The sequence below is a fragment of the Micromonospora sp. NPDC005299 genome (assembly GCF_042872345.1).
In the GTDB taxonomy this organism is placed as follows: Bacteria; Actinomycetota; Actinomycetes; order Mycobacteriales; family Micromonosporaceae; genus Micromonospora.
Genome location: NZ_JBIAKG010000002.1, coordinates 651531 through 669213, shown reverse-complemented (window position 1 = coordinate 669213; position 17683 = coordinate 651531). Strand labels below are relative to the sequence as shown.

At 74.3% G+C, this 17683-nt stretch carries 22 protein-coding genes; 8 read left to right on the top strand and 14 right to left on the bottom strand.

Annotation, left to right across the window (positions count from 1 at the left end):
- Nucleotides 1-7: 7 nt before the first annotated feature.
- Both ACFYPD_RS08400 and ACFYPD_RS08395 read left to right on the top strand, forming a co-directional pair.
- On the top strand, nt 8-1270 hold the full coding sequence (locus ACFYPD_RS08400; protein WP_387110355.1) for a sensor histidine kinase: 1263 nt from the start codon (nt 8-10) through the stop codon (nt 1268-1270).
- Nucleotides 1267-1893 (top strand): response regulator, encoded by a 627-nt coding sequence (locus tag ACFYPD_RS08395; protein ID WP_387110353.1) that lies wholly within the window; start codon nt 1267-1269, stop codon nt 1891-1893. Before ACFYPD_RS08400 ends, ACFYPD_RS08395 begins: the two co-directional genes overlap by 4 nt.
- Nucleotides 1894-1906: 13 nt before the next feature.
- On the opposite strand, the gene ACFYPD_RS08390 is transcribed toward ACFYPD_RS08395, so the two are convergent.
- The 3 genes from ACFYPD_RS08390 to ACFYPD_RS08380 form a co-directional block, all read right to left on the bottom strand.
- On the bottom strand, nt 1907-2620 hold the full coding sequence (locus ACFYPD_RS08390; RefSeq protein WP_387110351.1) for an RraA family protein: 714 nt from the start codon (nt 2618-2620) through the stop codon (nt 1907-1909).
- 91 nt (nt 2621-2711) lie between these two features.
- On the bottom strand, nt 2712-4031 hold the full coding sequence (locus ACFYPD_RS08385; protein ID WP_387110349.1) for an aromatic acid exporter family protein: 1320 nt from the start codon (nt 4029-4031) through the stop codon (nt 2712-2714).
- Between the two features lie 64 nt (nt 4032-4095).
- Nucleotides 4096-4848: a dienelactone hydrolase family protein gene (locus ACFYPD_RS08380; protein WP_387110347.1), complete on the bottom strand. Its 753-nt coding sequence runs from the start codon at nt 4846-4848 to the stop codon at nt 4096-4098.
- A 128-nt stretch (nt 4849-4976) separates the two neighbouring features.
- Between ACFYPD_RS08380 and ACFYPD_RS08375 the strand changes: the two genes are divergently transcribed.
- The 4 genes from ACFYPD_RS08375 (at nt 4977) to ACFYPD_RS08360 (ending at nt 6937) form a co-directional block, all read left to right on the top strand.
- Nucleotides 4977-5315 (top strand): hypothetical protein, encoded by a 339-nt coding sequence (locus ACFYPD_RS08375; protein WP_387110346.1) that lies wholly within the window; start codon nt 4977-4979, stop codon nt 5313-5315.
- Between the two features lie 81 nt (nt 5316-5396).
- Nucleotides 5397-6140, top strand: a complete 744-nt coding sequence (locus ACFYPD_RS08370; protein ID WP_387110344.1) for a peptidoglycan-binding protein — start codon at nt 5397-5399, stop codon at nt 6138-6140.
- Nucleotides 6141-6252: 112 nt separating this feature from the next.
- Nucleotides 6253-6651 (top strand): DUF2267 domain-containing protein, encoded by a 399-nt coding sequence (locus ACFYPD_RS08365; RefSeq protein ID WP_387110342.1) that lies wholly within the window; start codon nt 6253-6255, stop codon nt 6649-6651.
- A 16-nt stretch (nt 6652-6667) separates the two neighbouring features.
- Nucleotides 6668-6937, top strand: coding sequence for a hypothetical protein (locus ACFYPD_RS08360; protein ID WP_387110340.1), 270 nt, complete (start codon nt 6668-6670; stop codon nt 6935-6937).
- A 4-nt stretch (nt 6938-6941) separates the two neighbouring features.
- Here ACFYPD_RS08360 and ACFYPD_RS08355 read toward each other — a convergent pair whose 3' ends face one another.
- Nucleotides 6942-7871, bottom strand: a complete 930-nt coding sequence (locus ACFYPD_RS08355) for a diacylglycerol/lipid kinase family protein (RefSeq protein WP_387110338.1) — start codon at nt 7869-7871, stop codon at nt 6942-6944.
- Nucleotides 7872-7933: 62 nt separating this feature from the next.
- Nucleotides 7934-9211, bottom strand: coding sequence for a multidrug effflux MFS transporter (locus ACFYPD_RS08350; RefSeq protein WP_387110336.1), 1278 nt, complete (start codon nt 9209-9211; stop codon nt 7934-7936).
- Nucleotides 9212-9323: 112 nt separating this feature from the next.
- Here ACFYPD_RS08350 and ACFYPD_RS08345 point away from each other — a divergent pair, with 112 nt between their 5' ends.
- Both ACFYPD_RS08345 and ACFYPD_RS08340 read left to right on the top strand, forming a co-directional pair.
- Nucleotides 9324-10088, top strand: coding sequence for a DUF427 domain-containing protein (locus ACFYPD_RS08345; protein ID WP_387110334.1), 765 nt, complete (start codon nt 9324-9326; stop codon nt 10086-10088).
- A 184-nt stretch (nt 10089-10272) separates the two neighbouring features.
- Nucleotides 10273-11043: an alpha/beta fold hydrolase gene (locus ACFYPD_RS08340; protein ID WP_387110606.1), complete on the top strand. Its 771-nt coding sequence runs from the start codon at nt 10273-10275 to the stop codon at nt 11041-11043.
- A 6-nt stretch (nt 11044-11049) separates the two neighbouring features.
- On the opposite strand, the gene ACFYPD_RS08335 is transcribed toward ACFYPD_RS08340, so the two are convergent.
- From ACFYPD_RS08335 to ACFYPD_RS08295, 9 genes are all read right to left on the bottom strand, one after another.
- Nucleotides 11050-11973: a carbohydrate ABC transporter permease gene (locus ACFYPD_RS08335; RefSeq protein ID WP_387110332.1), complete on the bottom strand. Its 924-nt coding sequence runs from the start codon at nt 11971-11973 to the stop codon at nt 11050-11052.
- The gene (locus ACFYPD_RS08330; protein ID WP_387110331.1) at nt 11970-12920 is read right to left on the bottom strand and encodes a carbohydrate ABC transporter permease; all 951 of its coding nucleotides are present in this window, start codon (nt 12918-12920) and stop codon (nt 11970-11972) included. Before ACFYPD_RS08330 ends, ACFYPD_RS08335 begins: the two co-directional genes overlap by 4 nt.
- Before the next feature lie 8 nt (nt 12921-12928).
- Entirely contained in the window at nt 12929-14281 is a 1353-nt protein-coding gene (locus tag ACFYPD_RS08325; RefSeq protein WP_387110329.1) for an extracellular solute-binding protein, read from the bottom strand.
- A gap of 68 nt (nt 14282-14349) precedes the next feature.
- Nucleotides 14350-14841 carry a low temperature requirement protein A gene (locus ACFYPD_RS08320; RefSeq protein ID WP_387110327.1) on the bottom strand — a complete coding sequence of 164 codons (492 nt, stop codon included), beginning with the start codon at nt 14839-14841 and terminating at the stop codon, nt 14350-14352.
- A 191-nt stretch (nt 14842-15032) separates the two neighbouring features.
- A complete protein-coding gene (locus ACFYPD_RS08315) occupies nt 15033-15812 on the bottom strand; it encodes an NAD-dependent deacetylase (protein WP_387110325.1) in 780 nt (259 codons plus the stop codon).
- Between the two features lie 24 nt (nt 15813-15836).
- Entirely contained in the window at nt 15837-16124 is a 288-nt protein-coding gene (locus tag ACFYPD_RS08310; RefSeq protein WP_387110323.1) for a DUF1905 domain-containing protein, read from the bottom strand.
- A 4-nt stretch (nt 16125-16128) separates the two neighbouring features.
- Complete coding sequence (locus ACFYPD_RS08305; RefSeq protein WP_387110321.1) at nt 16129-16314, bottom strand: hypothetical protein; 186 nt, start codon at nt 16312-16314, stop codon at nt 16129-16131.
- A gap of 71 nt (nt 16315-16385) precedes the next feature.
- On the bottom strand, nt 16386-16808 hold the full coding sequence (locus ACFYPD_RS08300; protein WP_387110319.1) for an acyl-CoA thioesterase: 423 nt from the start codon (nt 16806-16808) through the stop codon (nt 16386-16388).
- Between the two features lie 40 nt (nt 16809-16848).
- Complete coding sequence (locus ACFYPD_RS08295) at nt 16849-17679, bottom strand: amino acid ABC transporter ATP-binding protein (RefSeq protein WP_387110317.1); 831 nt, start codon at nt 17677-17679, stop codon at nt 16849-16851.
- Nucleotides 17680-17683 lie beyond the last annotated feature (4 nt).

Sequence of the window (17683 nt, the reverse complement as noted above, 5' to 3'; positions counted from 1 at the left end):
TGGCGTCATGGGCTGGGTGGGACGCCTGTTCGACGCGCGGGACACGCTCGCGCGGATGCTGCTGCTGGACCTCAGCGGCCTCGGCTACCTGGTCTTCGGCGCGCAGGGCCACCACGCGCCGACGACCACGCAGTGGGCGCTGGCCCTGGTCGCGTTCGCCGTCGCGCTCCTGTTCCACCGCCGGCCGCTGGTGAACCTGGTGGCGCAGGCCGCGCTGCTGGCGGTCGCCTTCCCGCTGGTCGACGACACGACGATCAACCAGGTCGGAGCCAGCTGGGCGCTGCTGGAGCTGACCATGTGGGCCGAGCGGCCCCGGACCATCTGGCTGGCCGCCGCGCTGCTGGCCGCGGTGGACATGACCGACTCGATCGGTGACCCGGTCCGGCGGCTGCTCTCCGGCGTCTTCGGGCTGACCGTCGAGGTCGGCCTGCCGCTGCTGCTCGGCCTGGTCATCCGGACCACCCGGGAGCTGGCCCGGCAGGCCGAGGAGCGGGCCGCGGCGGAGCAGCGCCGGCGGGAGTCGGAGAGCCGCGCCGCCCGCGCCGACGAGCGCAGCGCCATCGCCCGCGAGCTCCACGATGTCGTGGCGCACCACGTCGCGTCGATGGTGCTGCGGGTCGGCGTGGCCCGGCACGTGCTGCCGGACCTGGATCCGCGGGTGGGCGAGGTGTTCGACGACGTGCACAGCACCGGGACGGCGGCTCTGAACGACCTGCGCCGCCTGGTGGCGGTGCTGCGCGGCCCCGACGGGGTACGCGACGCCGCACTCACCGCAATCGAGCCGTCGGCGCTCCCGGCGGCGCTGGACGCGGCGGTGGACCGGGCCCGCCAGGCCGGCGTCACCGTGGAGGCCGACGTCGACTCGTCCGTCGGGACGCTGGACGCGGTGCGGAGCCAGGCGGTCCTCCGGCTGACCCAGGAGGCGCTGACCAACGTGGCCAAACACGCCGGCACCGCGGCGCGGGCCCGGCTGACCGTGTCGGTGGTCGACGGAGCCGTGCACTGGGAGGTGTCGGACGACGGGCGGGGGCCGGTGCCGGCCGCGGTGCCGGCCGGCGGCGGCCACGGCCTCACCGGGATGCGGGAACGGGTCGAGGTTCTCGGCGGGCGGCTGGAGGCCGGCCCCACCGACGCCGGCTGGCGGGTACGGACGGTCCTGCCCGCCGGGGCCCCCGCACCGGACGGGCCACCCGGTTCCCCGGCCCGCCCGCCCGAGACGGCGGCGCCCCGCCCCCGTCCCGCCGGACCCCACGCGCCGGAGCCGGCGTGATCCGCGTCCTGCTGGTCGACGACCAGCACCTCATCCGCGCCGGCCTGCGCATGCTCTGCGACGCCCAGCCCGACCTGGAGGTGGTCGGCGAGGCCGACAACGGCCGGGAGGCGATCGGCCTGGCCGCGCGGCTGCTGCCCGACGTGGTCGTGATGGACCTGCGGATGCCCGGCGTCGACGGCATCACCGCGACCAGCCGGATCCTCGCCGAGCGCCCCGCCACCCGGGTGCTGGTGCTCACCACGTTCGGCGACGACGACCACCTCTACCCCGCGCTGACCGCCGGCGCCTGCGGGTTCCTGCTGAAGGACGCACCCCCCGCCGACCTGCTCGACGGCGTACGCCGGGCGGCTGCCGGGGACAGCCCGTTCAGCCCGGAGGTGCTGCGGCGGCTCGTCCAGCGGGCGGTGCACGCGCGCGCCGAGGTGCCCCGACCGGTGCACGGCCTCACCACGCGCGAGCGGGACGTGCTGAACCTCGTGGCCGAGGGCCTGTCCAACACCGAGATCGCCGACCGGCTGCACATCGGCGTCACGACGGTCAAGACCCACATCACCAGCCTCATGACCAAGACCGACAGCCCCAACCGGGTACGCCTGGCCCTCTGGGCCCGCGGCGCCTGAGCGCCGGCCGACCTCACTCCTCGATGGCGCCGCCCACCGCGCGCAGATGCTCCCGGAAGGTCAGCGCCGGGTTCTCCGCCCGGCCGGCCAGGTACGCCCCGAACCCGACCTGTGCCCGCAGCGGCTCACCGGCCCGGATCCGGTCGGCCTGCCGTCGCTCGGTGTCCCGGATGGACTCCGCGAGGTCGAAAAGCTCGCCGGCCCGGCCGGTCGGCACGAAGAGCACCCCGTCCTCGTCGGCCAGGGCCACGTCGTCGGGGTCGACCGTCCACCGCCCGACCCGCGCCGAGGCCAGCGCCTCGACCGGCCTCGGATCCAGCCGCTGCGGACCGGTGGGGGTGGCACCGAGGCTGAACACCGGCAGCCCGACCGCCCGGATGTCGTCGGTGTCCCGGTGCAGCCCCCAGACCACCAGGCCGGCCAGGCCGGCGGCCTGCGCCTCCAGCACCACGAGGTCGCCGACGCACGCCTCGTCGGTGCGCCCGTCGTTGTCCACCACCAGCACGTCGCCGGGGGCCGCCCGGTCGATCGCCTCGAGGAAGATGTCGACGCTGCCGACGTGCCGGGCCGGCAGCACCCGCCCGGCCAGCCGGCCCCCGGCCAGCACCGGCCGGACGCCGGCCGGGGCGCAGCGCACCGGGACGGCGGCCCGCAGGCAGGCGTCGGCGACGTGGGCGGTCGTCAACGCGGCGAACCGCCGGGACAGCTCTGCGCGGTCGATGCTCATGGGCCGACGCTAGCCAGCGGGCGCGGCCGTGGGAGCGGCCAGTTCCGGGCTCGTGGCTCCGGTTTGCCGCCCGCTCGCGGCAGCACCGGGATCAGCTCTGGCGGGGTGTGCGCGTCGGCGGGCGGAACGGGTCGGGGCGGCCACGGGTGTGCCGGGCCATCCGGGTGCGCCGACGGGCCCGGGGGGTGCGCGAGACCGCCCTCGGCATGCGCGCCCGGAGCGGCGGGCGCAGTTCCGCCTCGCCCGCGCCGGCCGCCGTGCGCACCATCCGGTTGGCCTCGTTCGGGTCGCAGCCGGTGGCCCGCAGCAGCTCGCTGTCGGCCGTACGCAGGTCGGTGATCACGCCGTCGCCGTAGGAGCGGGCGCCCTGCGCCCAGGCCCGGCCGGCCAGTTCGGCGCTCTCCCGGATCAGCCGGCGGGTGTCGGTCAGGTCCTCGCCGTCGCGGCACTCGCGGCGCATCACCCGGACGGCCTCGCCGAGTCGGGTCACGGCGTCGGCCAGGGTCGGCGGGATCGGCTCGTCGTACTGCAGGGCGGTGGCGGAGCGGCGGGCCACCGAGCGGGCGTACAGGATCACCCGCTCCAGGTGTTGCGCGGCGGCAGCGTACCGGTGGAACCGGGCGCGCCGGCGCCAGCGGACCGGCGCCAGGGTGACCACCTCCTCGGCCCCGCTGAGCGCCTCGTTGAGCCGCCCCACGTCGGCGTCGAGCCCCCGCATCCGGTCCAGCGAGTGGACGGCCGCGTCGGCGTCCCGGGTGGTCAGCGCCCGGGCGACGGCGTCGAGTTCGGTGGTGAGCGCGGTGACGATCGGCTCGGTCGCCCGGTCGAGCACCCGCAGCGGGTTGACCGGCAGCAGCAGCGCCACCACGAAGAGGCCGACCAGGCCGCCGACCAGCGCGTCGAAGATCCGGGGCAGCTCCAGGCCGGGTTCGACGGGGGCGAGGGTGGCGATCAGCACGGCCGTACCGCCGGCCTGGCCGACCAGGGCGCCGCCGCGCCCGGCGACCAGCAGCGCGGTAGCGACGGCCAGGGTCACCACCAGGCCGGTCTGCCAGGACCCGGAGCCGAGCAGGTCGCGCAGCACGTCGCCGACCACGATGCCGAGCCCCACCCCGACCAGCAGTTCGAAGGTGCGCCGGGCCCGCTGGCCGATGGCGGTGGCGATGGTGCCGACCGCGGCGGCGGGCGCAAAGACGTGCGCGCCGGACCCGAGCAGGCGCTGGGCGAGCAGCGCGGCGAGCGCCGCGGCCAGCCCGGCCTGGACGGCGATCACGACGGTGAGCTCCAGCTGGCGCAGCCGCAGCCGGCCCGCCGCGGAGCTCTCGGCGCGGACGTGGGCCAGCTCCCGCCCGGCTCGCTCGGCAGCCTGGTCGAGGGGCGAGCGGACGGAGTCGGGGCGCTCGTCGGCCATGGCGGCGGTTACCCGGCGCGGCGCGCGTGAATCGTCCGGTTGCGGTCGGCCCGGGGGGGCCGGATCAGCGCCGGAAGGTGCGGTCGAGCAGGTCGAACAGGGCGGACCAGTGCCGGTCGGTGGCCGCCTCGTCGTACATCGGGGTGTCGGACTGGGTGTAGCCGTGGCGGGCCCCCGCGTAGACCTCCGAGCGGTAGGTGACGCCGGCCGCGTCCAGGGCCTTCTCCAGCGTGGCGATCTGCTCGGCGGTCATCGACGGGTCCTGGTCGGCGTGGCCGAAGTACAGCTCGCCGGTGACCGCGCCGACGCCCAGGTGCGGGCTGTCCGGGGCGTCGGTCACCACGCGCCCGGCGTGGAAGGCGGCCACCGCGGCGATCCGGTCCGGGTGCGCCTCGATGGCCCGCAGGGCGTTGGTGCCGCCCATGCAGTAGCCGGTGAGGGCCGCGGTGCCGGGCGCGACGCCGGGCTGCGCGGCGAGGAAGTCCAGGTAGGCGGCGGTGTCCCGGGCGATGACGTCCGGAGTGAGCGCGCCGATCATCGGGGAGATCTTCTCGAACAGCTCGCCGCGCCGGTTCTCGTCGTGCAGGCCGGCGAGGTCGACCAGCGGGGCGCGGCCGAAGCGGTGGAACAGGTTCGGCACCAGCACGACGTACCCGCGGGCGGCGATCGTCCCGGCCATCTCGGCCATCCTCGGTCGGAGCCCGAAGGCGTCCATGAAGACCAGGACCGCCGGGAAGGGCCCGTCCCCGTCGGGTCGGGCGAGAAGGGCGTCCGCCGCTCCGTCGCCGGTCGGCACGTCCACGGTCGTCGTCTGCACTCTCCGGACCTCCCTGCGCTGCGCGTTTCCGCGGTGCACGCTACCCCCGCCCCCGGGGCCCGGCACGGCGAGCCCTTCCGCTGACCACGGCGGCGGGGCATCCTGGGTGGATGGGAGAGGTGCGACCGATGCCCACCTTCGGGGACCTGTTCACCGACCTGCGCGGCGAGGACCGGACGCTCCGGGTCAGCTACCACCCGGACCGCGGCGCCGTCGTGCTGTCGCTGTGGAGCGGCACGATGTGCCGCGGCTCGTTCCGGATGCCCGCCGACGACGTGGACCGGCTGGTCGCGCTGCTCACCTCCGTCGGGACCGCCGCCGACGGGGGTGACGCGGCCGGGCCGGGCACGGCCGTCGTCGAGGGCGCGGCCCCGGCCCCGGAGGCGTCCGTGGAGCGCACCGGCGACATCTCGGGTACGGCCCGGCGCATGGCCCTGCCGACCCTGCCGGCGCCGCGGGTCGCCTGACAGGGCCAAAACCGGACGAAGGCGCGGACTTTTCCTCGTCCGCGAACTACCTTCGGGGTAGGAGTTCGGAAGGGAGGGACGATGATTCCCGTCTCGTCACACACCAGGCGCCACCGCCATCCCGCCGCGTTCGGGACGGCTCTCCTGGTCGCCGCCGGCCTGGCCGGCCTGGCCGTCCCGGCGGGCCCCGCCTCGGCGGCCCCCGCATCGGCCGCCGGCCCGACCACCGGCGCGGCCGTCACGCTCGCCGCCACCAGCCAGCCGACCCTTCGGCAGGGCTCCCGGGGCGCGGCGGTCACCACGCTGCAGACGCGGCTCACGGCCCTGCGCTACGACGTGGGCGGGGTCGACGGCATCTTCGGGCCGTCGACGCACCACGCGGTCGTCGCCTTCCAGAAGGTCAACGGCCTGGCCCGCGACGGCATCGTCGGGCCACGCACCTGGGCGGCGCTCGACCGTCCGGTCGTCCCGAAACCGAAGTACACCCACCCGGGCTACTCGGTCGAGGCCAACCTCACCCGGCAGGTGGTCTACCTGGCCAAGGGCGGGGCGGTGGTCCGGATCCTGGACGCCTCCAGCGGCAAGGCCAGCACCCCGACGCCGACCGGCAACTGGACGGTGCAACGGCGCATCGACGGCTGGCGGCAGAGCGACCTCGGCCTGCTGTGGCGGCCGAACTACTTCTACCGGGGCTACGCGGTGCACGGCGCGAACTCCGTGCCCACCTACCCGGCCAGCCACGGCTGCGTCCGGGTGCCCGTCCCGGCGATGGACCGGCTCTGGACCACCATCCGCATCGGCACCCCGGTGCACGTCTACCGCTGACGGTAGCCCGACGGCGGCCCCGGAGGTCGATCCCCGGGGCCGCCGCAGCCCCTCGTTTGCGGCGGCGGAGCGCGGGAAGACGGCTTCTCCCAGCCGAGAGGGAGGCGTCGAGGTGGACCAGGACGAGTTCATCGGCTCGGTGGCGAAACGCTGCGGCATGTCGTCGGAGCAGGCCACGGCCGTCACGCAGGCCACGTTGACCACACTGGCGGAACGGATCGACGGCGGGGAGGCCCGGGACCTGGCCGACCGGCTTCCCGAGGCGCTGCGGGCGTACGCCTTCGGCGGGAGCGAGACCGGCGAGCGGTTCGGGCTCGACGTCTTCGTGGAACGCGTCAGCGAGCGCGCCGACCTCGACGTGGACCGGGCCAAGGACGGGGTCACCGCCGTGTTCGACGTGCTCCGCGACGCCATCGACCCCGCCGGCTACGGGGACGTGGTCGCCCAACTTCCCACCGAGTACGGCGAGGTGGCCGACCAGACCGCCCCGTTCGTGCAGCGCAGCCGGTGACGGGCGCGGGACCGCGATGAGCGTCGGCGACGAGGATCCGCTGCGCCGGCCGCCGGAGGCCGACGCGCAGGAGCAGCGGCAGGACGAGACGGTGGTCGGCCCGCCGGACACGATCTCCGACGCGGTGCCGGAGGCGACCGAGGCGGACCTGGCCGAGCAGGGCGTGCTGACGCCGCCGAGCGACGACACCGGCCTGGCCGACGCGGTGCGCGACGACGTCACCCCGGCCGACGCGGTGGAGCAGAACCAGGAGATCCCCACCCCCGACGAGGACCGCCGGGACTGACCGCTCAGCGGTCCGGGCTGTCCGCCGCGGCCATCAGGCGCAGCGCGTTCGGGTCCAGCCCGATGCGCACCGGCGTCTGGCCGTAGGGCTCGCCGTCGACCTCGATCCGCGCGGGCCGGTCCGTCTCCAGCCAGAGCTGGCGGACCGCCAGGAACGGCTCGTCGCCGAGGGTGCGGCGGTGCCCGGCCGCCGCGTTGCGCGCCGTCTCGCGCAGCAGGCCGCGCCGGGTCGGCCCGCCCACCGGGTACGCGACCAGCAGCCGGTCGTCGGCGTTGGCGTCCGCGGTGATCGGCCGGCCGGCGTGGAAACCGCCGTTGGCCACGTACACCTGGTGGGTGTCGAAGCCGTGCTCCCGGCCCTCGGCGCGCACGGTGACCCGCAGCGGCCGGTGCCGGGCCAGCAGCCCCAACGCGGTCAGCGGGTACGCGAGCCGGCCCACCACCCGCTTCAGCCGCGGCGGCGCGGTCAGCATGATGTCGGCCGACAGCCCGATCCCGACGTGGTTGGTGAACCGGGTGTCGCCGATGAGCCCCAGGTCGACGTCGATCACCTTGCCGTCGGTGAGCAGCCCGACGGCGGCGTCGAGGTCGAGCGGGACGCCGACGGTGCGGGCGAAGTTGTTGGTGGTGCCCAGCGGCAGCAGGCCCAGCGCCATGTCCCGGTGGGCGAGCAGCCGGGCCGCGGCGCCGATGGTGCCGTCGCCGCCCCCGGCGACGAGCAGGTCCGGCCCGAGGTCGGCGGCCTCGGCGAGCACCCGGTCCAGCTCACCGGGCCGGTCGACCGGGTACGCGCCGAGCAGCGTGAAGCCGGCCGCGCGCAGTCGGGAGTGGACGGTCTCGTAGAGCCGGCGGCCCCGGCGGGAGTGCGCGTTGACGACCAGCGCCGCCCGTCGCCGCTCCCGGATGGCCGCCCCCAGCTCCTGCTTGGTCCGCACGGTTCCCGACCCTATCCGCCGGCCCGCCGCTCAGGCGGGCAACGGCGGGCCGGCGCCCGCGGTCAGTGCACGGCGACGGCGACCGCGGCCGGCTCGACCTCGGCCAGCCGCGCCGGCCGGACGACGGTGAGCAGCACGATCAGGGCCACCGCCATGCCACCGGCCACCACGGCGGCCATCGCCACGCTGCCGGTGCCGAGCACGCCGACCAGCGGCGCGGCGAGCGCGCCGACGCCGAACTGGACGGCGCCCAGCAGCGCCGCGGCGGTGCCGGCGGCCTCCCCGTGCCGGGACAGCGCCAGGGCCGGCGCGTTCGGCATGGCCAGACCGGCCGCGGCGAGTACCACCCAGAGGGAGGCCAGCACGGCCGGCAGGCCGCCGACGCCGGTGGCGGCGAAGCTCACCAGGACCAGCCCGGCCCCGGTGCCGAGGGTGAGCGCGGTGACCAGGATCCGCTGCGGGGTGTACCGGCGCAGCAGCCGCACGTTGAGCTGGGTGGCGGTGATCAGGCCGACCGCCCCGGCGCCGAATGCCAGCCCGAACTGCTGCTCGTCCAGCCCGTACCGCTCCTGGAAGACGAACGACGACCCGGCCACGTACGCGAAGAGCGCCGCCATGGCGAGCCCGGCGACCAGCACGAGCCCGACGAAGGTCCGGTCCCGCAGCAGCGCGCGGTAGTCCCGGCCGACGGCGGCGACGCCGCCGTGCCGGCGGCGCTCCGGCGGCAGGGTCTCCCGGAGCCCGACCGCCGCGACCACGGCCAGCAGGAGCCCGAAGACGGCGAGGGCCACGAACACGCCCCGCCAGTCCGACCAGCGCAGCAGCCCGCTGCCGAGGGTGGGCGCCAGGATCGGTGCCGCACCCATCACCAGCATGAGCCGGGAGAAGAGCCGGGCGAAGGCGGCGCCGCTGAACAGGTCGCGGACCACGGCCGTCGCGACCACCGTCGTGGCCGCCACGCCCAGTCCCTGCAGCACCCGGAGCACGCCCACCACCTGGACGGTCGGCGCGACCATGCAGAGCAGCGAGGCCAGGATGTGCAGCGCGATCCCGGCGAGCAGCGGCAGGCGCCGGCCCACCGCGTCGGAGAGCGGGCCGATCAGCAGTTGGCCGAGGGCCAGCCCGGCGAGGGTGCCGGTGAGGGTGAGCTGCACGGCCGCCGAGGTGGTCTCCAGGTCGGCGGTGATGGCCGGCAGCGCGGGCAGGTACATGTCGATGGTCAGCGGCCCGATCGCGATCAGCGAGCCGAGCACCAGCACGAGGCGCAGTTGCTGCCCGCGGCTCATCAGGTCACCGGGTGTCTCGGCGGTCGGGGCGGGGGAGGACTGCGCAGTGGTCACACCTGGCAGCAAATCCCCGGCGGCCGGTCTCATTCCCACCACCGCCGAAGGTGCCCCAGGTCACATCGGCTCGTTGAACCGTCCGCCGCACATTCCCACGCGAGGAGACACCGTGCCCGACTACCCGCAGCCGGCCGCCGAGGTCGGCCGGATCGAGCCGGCGCCCCGCCGGATCCGCGCCTTCCTGTCCGGCGAGTTGGTGCTCGACACCGCCCGTGCCCGCTACGTCTGGGAGTGGCCGCCCTACCCGCAGTACTACGTGCCCGCCGCCGACGTCCGTCGGGACCTGCTGGTCGACGAGGGACGCACCGAGGAGACCCGGCGCGGCACCGCGCGGCTGCACGGGCTGCGGGTCGGCGAGTTCGCGCGGGCCGGCTGCGCCCGGTGGTACGGGGACGACGCGCCGCCCGGGCTGGCGGACACCATCCGGTTCGACTGGGCCGCGCTGGACGCCTGGTTCGAGGAGGACGAGGAGGTCTTCGTCCACCCCCGCAGCCCGTACTCCCGGGTGGACGCGTTGCGCTCCACCCGGCACGTCCGGGTGGAGTTGGGCGGGACGGTGCTGGCCGAGTCGACCTCGCCGGTGCTGGTCTTCGAGACCGGCCTGCCGACCCGCTACTACCTGAGCCGCACCGACGTGCGGTTCGGGCACCTCGTGCCGTCGCGGACCCGGACCGCCTGCCCGTACAAGGGCCGCACCAGCGGCTACTGGTCGGTGCGCGCCGGCGATCGGGTGCATCCGGACCTGGCCTGGTCGTACGACTTCCCCACGGCCGCGCTGTTGCCGATTGCCGGGCTGGTGGCCTTCTACAACGAGAAGGTCGACCTGGTGGTGGCCGGGGAACGCCTTCCCCGGCCGCGGACGCACTTCTCCTGACCCGGCGCGGCGGGCAGCGCGGGGCCGCTCCGGCTGCGTAGGGTGAGGCCGCAGTCCGTGACCTCGCGGCCGGCGCCGTCGGGGTCCGCCCCGCACGTCCCCACACGGGAGGAGCGCCACCGTGACCGCCACCGACTGGACCGCCGACGTCGCGGGCGTCGGCCGTTACGCCGAGGTCAACGGCATCAACCTCTACTACGAGACGCACGGCACCGGGCACCCGCTGATCCTGTTGCACGGCGGGCTCGGGTCGGGCGAGATGTTCGGGCCGGTGCTGCCCGCGCTGGCCGCGCGGCACCAGGTCATCGCCGTCGACCTGCAGGGTCACGGCCGCACCGCCGACGTCGACCGCCCGCTCGATCTGGGGACGATGGCCGACGACATCGCCGCGCTCATCGACCACCTCGGGCTGGACCGGCCCGATCTGGTGGGCTACTCGCTCGGCGGCGGCGTGGCGCTGCGCGCCGCGGTGGCGCACCCGGAGAAGATCGGCCGGCTCGTCGCGGCGTCCGCGCACGTGCGGTCGGACGCCATCTACGCCGAGATGCGCGCGCAGCAGGGCCAGGTGACGGGTGCCGCCGCGCAGTTCATGACGGACACCCCGATGTACCAGCTCTACCAGCGGGTGGCGCCGCGCCCGGAGGACTTCCCCCGGCTGCTCGACAAGATCGGCGCGCTGATGGCGGAGGACTTCGACCTGACCGAGGAGGTCAGCGGCCTGCGGGTGCCGACGCTGATCGTCGCCGCCGACGCCGACATGGCGCCGCCGAGCCACTACGTGGAGGTGTTCCGGCTGCTCGACGGCGGCCTGCGCGACGGCGGTTGGACGGGCGAGGGCCGGCCCAAGGGCGGGCACGCGCTGGCCATCCTGCCCGGGCTGACCCACTACAGCATCTTCAGCTCGCCGCTGTTCGCCGCGGCCGCTCTCTCCTTCCTCGACGAACCGGCGGGCTGAGGGCGGTCATCCCTTGCGGCCGGTGGTGGCGATGCCCTCCACGAAGTGCCGCTGGGCCAGGAAGAACAGGATGATCATGGGTACGGTGGCGATCACGCTGCCGGCGAGGACGATCTCCCACTGCTGCTCGCCGCCGTACCCGAACCGGTCGAGGATCACCTTGAGCCCGCGGGGCAGGGTGTAGAGCTGCTCGTTGCGCAGGTAGATCAGCGGCTTGATCAGGTCGGTCCAGCTCGCCTTGAACTCGAAGACGAACGCCACCAGCAGGGCCGGGCGGATCAGCGGGAAGGCCATTTTCCAGAACAGCTGCGGATAGCTCGCCCCGTCGACCCGGGCCGCCTCGAAATACTCCCGCGGCAGGCTGAGGAAGAACTGCCGCAGCAGGAAGATGTAGAACGCCGACCCGAAGAGGTTGCCGGCCCAGAGCGGCACCTGGGTGTCGACGAGGCCGAGCCGGTTCCAGATCAGGTAGGTCGGGATCATGGTGACCGCGAACGGCAGCATCATGGTGGCGAGGACCAGGCCGAAGAGCAGGTTCCGGCCGGGAAACCGGAAGTACGCGAACCCGAACGCCACCCAGGCGCTGGAGAGGGTCGCCGCGGCGGCCGCCGCCACCCCGACCACCACGCTGTTGAACAGCCAGGTGAGCAGTGGCATGGCCTGCCAGGCCTCGGCGTAGTTGTCCGGCGCGAACGGCGTGGGCAGGAAGCCGGGGGCGAAGACGTACTCCCGGGGCCGCAGCGAGGCGCTGACCAGCCAGACGAACGGCAGCAGGAAGATCACCGCCGCGCCCACCAGGGCGACCACGAACAGGATGCGCTGCCAGCGCGGCCGCCGGCCCTCCTCGCGGGCATCGGGCCGGGGCGCCGCCACCGGCGCCACCACGGTGCTCGCGACGCCGTCGCCCACCGGCTGACTCGTCGTGGTCACCGGTCCTCCCCCTCGTAGTAGACGAACCGGTTGCTCAGCTTCACCTGCACCGCCGTGATGATCAGGATGATCAGGAAGAGCAGCCAGGCCATCGCCGAGGCGAAGCCCATGTGCAGGAACTGGAACGCCTCCTGGAACAGATGGATCACGTAGAACGACGCCGCATCGCTGCTGAACGAGCCCTGGGTCTGCCGGTTCCCGAAGTACATGGTGTAGACCTCGGTGAACATCTGCAGCGACGCGATGGTGTTGACGATCAACGTGAAGAAGAGCGAGCCGGAGATCATCGGCAGGGTCACGTGGCGGAACCGCGCCCACGCGCCGGCCCCGTCGAGGTCGGCGGCCTCGTACAGGTCGCGGGGCACGTTCTGCAACGCGGCCAGGTAGATGATCACCGTGGAGCCGAGGCTCCACAGGCTCATGAGCACGATCCCGGGCATCACCCAGTCCGGGTCGGTGGTCCAGCTCGGACCGTCGATCCCGAGCAGCGCCAGGCCGCGGTTGATCAGGCCGTCCTGGGTGTTGAGCAGCAGCAGGAAGAGGATGCCGACGGCCACCGCCGGGGTCATCACCGGCAGGTAGAACACGGTACGGAAGAAGCCCTGCCAGCGGCCGACCCGCTTGAGCAGCAGGGCCAGCCCCAGCGAGATCAGCATCACCAGCGGCACGTGCAGCGCGGTGTAGTAGACGGTGTTGCCGAGGCTGCGCGCCACCTGGGGGTCGGACACGAGCTGCCGGTAGTTGTCCAGCCCGTTCCAGCGCGGCGCGTTGATGACGTCGTACTCGGTGAAGCTGAGCCAGAGGCTGGCGACCATCGGACCGGCGGTGAACGCGAGGAACCCGACGATCCAGGGCGCCAGGAACACGTACGCCCAGCGGGCCTCCCGCCGGGCCAGCGGCGTGCGGCGCCGCCGGCCCGGAACGTCAGGGGTGACGGTGGTGGCCATGGCCGGGGTCAGCCCGCGGCCTTGTCCAGCGCGGCGGTCGCCTCCTGCTGGGCCCGGGCCAGCGCCTCGGCCGGCTGGGCCTGCCCGGAGAGCACCCGGTTGACCGCCTCGGTCCAGGCCTTGTCGAACTCGGCGCCGGCCGGCGAGGCGGGCATCGCGAACGCGGCGTCCTGGGCCGCACGGATGGTGGCCACCGCGTCGTCGAACCGCTTGTTGCCGGTCGGCTGGTACAGCTCGTCGAAGATCTTCTTGTCGGCGGCGGTGTTGCCGGTCCAGACGCCGGTGAAGGGCAGGTTGGCCGCCTTGCGGGCCTCGGCCCGCGCCTTCGCGGCGGCGAACCAGGTGTCGGTGGCGGTCATCTGCTTGACGAAGGCGCAGGCCGCCTCCGGGTTCTTCGCTCCCTTGGTGACCACCCACGCCTGGCCGGAGGACATGCTCAGCGGCTTGCCCTGCCGGTCCACGAAGGGCTTCACGACCAGCTCGGCCTTGGGGCTGTTCTTGGCGGCCTGGTTGAGGAACCAGTCCTCCATGGGCCACGCCGCGATCTGGTTCTTGGCCAGGGGGTTCCCGGCGCCGAAGAAGTCGAAGGTGTCCCGGAAGGACTTGAACTTGCCCCAGCCGCCCTGGTCCTGGATGAGCGTGACGCCGGTGGTCAGCGCCTCGACCACCTTCGGGTCGGTCAGGTTGGCCTTGGCCCCGTCCGCCGAGATCATCTCGGCGCCGTTGGCCTTGGCCCACATCGGCAGGAACTCGGGGATCTTCGGGTCGATGCCGATCCGGCTGAGCCGGCCGCCGGAGACCTTGGCCAGCTTCGCGTTGACCGCCGGCAGGCCCGCCCAGTCGGCGAGGTTCACGTCGTCGGCGGTGAGGCCGGCCTGCTTCAGCAGCGCCTCGTTGAGGTAGAGCACCCGCACCTGGGAGAACTCCGGGATGCCGTAGACGGTGCCGTCGAGGGTGACCTGGTCCTTGGCGGCCTGCCGGTACTGCCCCAGGTCGATCTGCTGCTTCTCGACGCAGTCGGTCAACGGCTGGATCGAGCCGCGCTTGGCGTACGTGCCGATCAGCTTGCGGTCCATGTACACCAGGTCCGGCGGGTTGCCGGAGGCCACCGCGGAGAGGAACTGCTGCTCGTCGAAGGCACCCTCGGTGATCTTCAGCTGGACGTCCGGGTGGTCCTTCTTGAAGGCGTCCACCCGCGTCTTGGCGATCTCGTCCGAGAGGCCGAACCCCATGGTGCTCAGGGCACCGCTGCCCTTGGTGGCGCCACCGCCGGAGTCACCCCCGCCGCCCACTCCGCCGCAGCCGCTGATCGCCAGGGTCAGCACCCCTGCCAACGCGGTCGCCCGCAGTCTCCGTGACATGGCCACCTCCCGTAGTCACGCGGGCCACCCTGCCCGCGCGACCTGCACTTCTCCGCTTCGCGGGAATTTCAAACCAGGACCGGAGAAACGTTGATCATCCGGTACCCGCCGGCCTCCCGGCGGCGGCTCCCGGCGGCGGACGGGCCGGTCTCAGGAGGCGGCGGCCGGGGTGGACGCCCCGCGCCGCCCGGACAGCCGCTCGACGGCGACCGCGGCGAGCAGGAGCAGGCCGAGCACGCCGAGCGCCGCGGCGGGCGGCAGCAGCAACCGAGCGGCAGCAGGAGCAGGACCAGCACGACGACGGCCCGCTGCGCCGGCGGGACCGGCTGCCCGGTGAGCCGGAGGAACAGCAGCCGGCCGCCCAGGAAGAGCGCGGCGCCCCCGTGCAGGGCGACCGAGGCGGACCAGGTCAACCTGGCGGCGTGCTCGTCGGCCCCGTGCACCCCGGCGACGAGCCCGAGCACCTGCTCGACGCCGAGGGCCAGGTAGATGACCCCGGTGATCAGCAGCAGGTGGGTCTGGCTGTAGGCGTCCGAGGCGATCCGGTCCAACGGCGTCACGCGGCGCCCGGCCGGCGCCGGAGCGGGCGGGCGCGGCCACACCGGCCCCCGCCGTCCCCCGTCCCGCCCCACGTCCGTCGCCTTCCGTCATCCCGACCGACCGATCGCCTCCGCCGACGGTAGGCCGCACGACGTGCGACGATTCGCGGATTCCGGTGATTGCCGGTCGGTACGCGGCGGCCCGTCCCCGGTCACGCCGGGGCGGCGGCGTCACCCCAGGCGCCCCGTACGAGGGCCGGGAGCACGCGCGCCGCCCGTCCGTGCAGGTTCACCGCGCACACCGCGTCCAGCGGCGTCTCCTCCGGGTTGACCTGGATCACCGTGCCGCCCCGGCGGGCCGCGACCTGCGGGATCTCGGCGGCGGGATACACCAGGCCGGACGTGCCGACGGTGAGCAGCACGTCGCAGCGGTACGCCGCCTCCACGGCGGCCTCGAAGGCCTGCTCCGGCAGCGCCTCACCGAACCACACCACCCCCGGCCGGACGGGTGCCTCGCAGCGCCCGCAGCGGGGCGGTGTCAGCCGCCGACCCTCCCCCGGCTCCTCCCCGGCCCCGGGCACGGGCGCCGGCTCGGCGCAGGCCGAACAGCGCGGCGCGAACAGGCTGCCGTGCAGGTGGATCGGGGCGGCGGAGCCGGCGCGCTCGTGCAGGTCGTCGACGTTCTGGGTGACCACCACCGTCTCCGGCACCCGGGCCGCCATGACGGCCACGGCCCGGTGCCCCGGGTTCGGTTCGGCCCGGCGGACGGCGCCGCGCCGCCACTCGTACCAGCCCCAGACCAGCGCGGGATCGGCGCGGAACGCCTCCGGGGTGGCCAGCGCCCGGGGGTCGAACTGTTCCCAGAGGCCGGTGAGCGCGTCACGGAAGGTGGGTACGCCGCTCTCGGCCGACATGCCCGCGCCGGTGAAGACGACCAGCCGCCGCGCCTGCGCGAGCAGCGTCGCCGCTTCCGCCGTGCCCGAGGGTTCCATCCGCTCCCGCTCCCCGTCGACCGGTCACCGCGCGACGCTCAGGTGGACGTCCACCCGGTCGCCCAGCGCGATCCCCTCGGCCCTGCGGACCGCGGTCTTCACCGGCACGACGTAGCGCCCGTCCTTGGGCCAGAGCGACGTCTCCCATCCGGTCCCGCCGATCCGCGCGGTCACCGGGATCATCCCCCAGCCGTACGTGACCGACGCCGAGGCCGCCTCCAACTCCCCGCACAGCTCGTCGGGAACGGTGACGAAGTGCCAGGGTGCGGGCCCCCGCCAGAACCACACCTCGCCGCTGAACTCCCACTCCACCCGCTCAGGATAGGCGTCGATCCCGCCCGGCCCGAAACACCCGCACCCCGACCAGCACCGTCCACAGCAGCAGCGGGAACACCGCCACCCGCTCCATCCCGCCGACCCCGATGCCCAGGTCGACCTGCCCCATGAAGAGCACCACGCCGGCCACCCCGGTGGACCCGAGGACCAGCCTGGCCGCCCGCATCCCGCCCAGCACCGCGACCGCCGGCGGGTGCTGGCTGTGCTCGCCTACCTGCGCGCCGGCCGTTAGGCGACTCAGAGGTTCATCGGCGCCGGGTCGCTGGCCAGCTGACGGAACCGCACGCGCGGGTCGGGCACCAGCCGACGGGAGGCCAGGTCCAGCAGGCCGCCCACCCCGGTGATGCCGGCGACCGGGGTGCCGTCCGGGCGGGTCAGGTCCTGCACGATCTGGAACGTCTTCCCCTCGCCCCAGCGGAACTCGCAGGACACGTCCACCTCGTCGCCGCCGCGCAGCTCCCGCAGGTAGCGCAGGGTGACCTCCAGGGCCACCGGCCCCACGCCGCCGGCGAGAAGCCGGTCCTGCCGGATGCCGGCGGCGCGCAGGCACTCCCACCGGGCGTGCTCGCCGTACTGGAGGTAGACGGCCTGGTTCAGGTGGCCCTGCGTGTCGAGTTCGTAGCCGCGGACGGTGACGCGGACCCGGAACGGATCTCCCATGGGGTCGAGCCTAACCAGGGGTACGACACCGCCGCGGCGGTCACAGCTGGTGGCGGTCGTCGGCCGGCAGCCCGGGCGGCTCGGCGGACTCGTCGGGCCGCCCGAGCTGCGCGACGTGGGTCGGGTCGAGGACCCGGGAGAGGAACGAGCGGGTCCGCTCGTGCCGCGGCGCGCCCAGGACCTCGTCGGGCGGCCCCTGCTCGACCACCACGCCACCGTCCATGAACACCACCCGGTCGGCGACGTCCCGGGCGAACGCCATCTCGTGGGTCACCACCATCATGGTCATGCCGTCCTCGGCCAGCTTGCGCATGACGGTGAGGACGTCGCCGACCAACTCGGGGTCGAGCGCTGAGGTCGGCTCGTCGAAAAGCATCAGCTCGGGGTCCATCGACAGCGACCGGGCGATGGCGACCCGCTGCTGCTGCCCGCCGGACAGCTGCGCCGGGAACGCGCCGGCCTTGTCGCTCAGGCCGACCCGGTCCAGGTTGGCCCGCGCGACCCGCTCCGCCTCGGCCCGACGGCGCCGGAGCACCCGGCGCTGGGCGATGGTGAGGTTGTCCAGCACGGTCAGGTGCGGGAAGAGGTTGAACGACTGGAAGACCATGCCGATGCCGCGACGAACAGAGTCGATCTCGACGTCCGGGTCGGTCATCTCGGTGCCGTTCACCCAGATCCTGCCGGCGGTCGGCTCCTCCAGCAGGTTGACGCACCGCAGCAGCGTGGACTTGCCGGACCCGGACGGTCCGATGACGCAGACCACCTCGCCGTGGCCGACCTCGAAGTCGATGCCCTTGAGCACTTCGAGTGGCCCGAAGGACTTGTGCAGGTCGCGGATCTCGACGGCGGGCTGGGACTGGCTGGTCGTCATGGGG

Coding starts and splice junctions, on each gene's coding strand:
- ACFYPD_RS08400 (WP_387110355.1), top strand. CDS start 8: ATGGGCTGGGTGGGACGCCTGTTCGACGCGCGGGACACGCTCGCGCGG.
- ACFYPD_RS08390 (WP_387110351.1), bottom strand. CDS start 2,620: ATGAGCATCGACCGCGCAGAGCTGTCCCGGCGGTTCGCCGCGTTGACG.
- ACFYPD_RS08385 (WP_387110349.1), bottom strand. CDS start 4,031: ATGGCCGACGAGCGCCCCGACTCCGTCCGCTCGCCCCTCGACCAGGCT.
- ACFYPD_RS08375 (WP_387110346.1), top strand. CDS start 4,977: ATGCCCACCTTCGGGGACCTGTTCACCGACCTGCGCGGCGAGGACCGG.
- ACFYPD_RS08370 (WP_387110344.1), top strand. CDS start 5,397: ATGATTCCCGTCTCGTCACACACCAGGCGCCACCGCCATCCCGCCGCG.
- ACFYPD_RS08360 (WP_387110340.1), top strand. CDS start 6,668: ATGAGCGTCGGCGACGAGGATCCGCTGCGCCGGCCGCCGGAGGCCGAC.
- ACFYPD_RS08330 (WP_387110331.1), bottom strand. CDS start 12,920: ATGGCCACCACCGTCACCCCTGACGTTCCGGGCCGGCGGCGCCGCACG.
- ACFYPD_RS08325 (WP_387110329.1), bottom strand. CDS start 14,281: ATGTCACGGAGACTGCGGGCGACCGCGTTGGCAGGGGTGCTGACCCTG.
- ACFYPD_RS08315 (WP_387110325.1), bottom strand. CDS start 15,812: ATGGAACCCTCGGGCACGGCGGAAGCGGCGACGCTGCTCGCGCAGGCG.
- ACFYPD_RS08305 (WP_387110321.1), bottom strand. CDS start 16,314: ATGCGGGCGGCCAGGCTGGTCCTCGGGTCCACCGGGGTGGCCGGCGTG.
- ACFYPD_RS08300 (WP_387110319.1), bottom strand. CDS start 16,808: ATGGGAGATCCGTTCCGGGTCCGCGTCACCGTCCGCGGCTACGAACTC.
- ACFYPD_RS08295 (WP_387110317.1), bottom strand. CDS start 17,679: ATGACGACCAGCCAGTCCCAGCCCGCCGTCGAGATCCGCGACCTGCAC.